This window comes from Anabaena sp. UHCC 0204, assembly GCF_009711975.1.
Taxonomy (GTDB): Bacteria; Cyanobacteriota; Cyanobacteriia; order Cyanobacteriales; family Nostocaceae; genus Dolichospermum.
The window spans coordinates 152,545-153,882 of record NZ_VIKW01000002.1; the positions used below are offsets into that span (position 1 = coordinate 152,545).

1 protein-coding gene is annotated in these 1,338 nt (G+C 32.7%); it reads right to left on the reverse strand.

The annotated features are described in order from the left end of the window. A partial coding sequence (locus FJR04_RS02250; protein ID WP_217359202.1) for a hypothetical protein occupies positions 1-1,338 on the reverse strand: 1,338 nt, incomplete at both ends.

The window sequence follows — 1,338 nt, forward strand, 5'->3', positions numbered from 1 at the left end:
TTAATGTTAAATTATTACTTCCTGCTGTTAAATTCCCACTTAATTCTATTTTTCCACTATCAGATTTTAATTCTTGATTTGTTGTTCCTGTGAGATTTATCAAGTTACTGTTAATCTTAATATCACCTGTAGTCAAGATGTTATTTGCTATCTGAGTTTGAGTAGCAGTGTTGGTTAAGCTACTTAATTGAACAACATCCTTAAAGCTAATAATTCCATTTGTTGCTAAAGTTGTTAATGCACTATTTCCATTAACGGTACTGTTAAAACTAATATTTCCGTTATCTGCGCTAAATAATTTCGCACCACTTTCTATTAGGTTTAATGGATTATTAAAGGTAATATTTCCAGATGTAAAGATGTTATCTTCTACGTTAGTTTTAGTCGCAGTGCTAGTTAAACTATTTAATTTTAAATTTACACCTACAGCACCATTTAAGGTGATTTCATTACCAGCAATAACAGTTAAATCACTTGCTCCATTTACTGTATCACTAAAGTTAATATTGCCATTTCCAGAGTTAAATGTTTGTGTGATACCAGTTAGTGTAACGGCGTTTGTAAAATTCAGATCATTGACAGTTGTGATATTTGCTTTCACATTAGTATTAGCTGTGCTGGTACTGAGACTATTTAATGGATTTGTTCCACCTACAGCAGCATCAAAGTTTATATTTCCTGTACCTGTATTTAATGTTAAATTCTGATTTCCATCAACAGTACCACTAAAGGTAATATCACCTATACCTGCACCTGTGCTGAGGGTAATATCATTCCCAAAAATGACACTTTGACTGAAATTAATATTCTGATTAATGGTGGTGATACCTGCGTTCAGAGTAGTAGTTATAGCATCTAGAGTAATAGAACCTTCACCAGTAATTTCTCCATTTGTGGTAATTGAACCTGTTGGAGATTGAATTTTTACTGCATCTTTGAAATTAACAGTGTTAATAGCGATCGCTCCACTGCTATCATTACGTCCTATAGTAATATCACTAAATCCTTTGGCTAAAGCATCAATATCAGATCCAGTGATATCTAAACTACTTGTATCTGTATCATCACCAATATTAATATTTTGTCCAGATATAGATGGTTGTATCAGTAATTTTCCACTACCTGTAACTGAGTTATCTACTCCTAACAAGTTCACTTCATTCGCTGTTAGGGTGAGGTTATTGTTTCCTGCTATTAAGTTGTTATTAAAGGCTATTGTTCCTGTATCTGCTTTCAGTTCTTGATTACTGTTTGTACCTGTTAATGTGACATCATTTGTAAATTGTTGATTTCCTGTTGTCGTAATATTATTAGCAATATTCGTATTTGCAGCCGTAA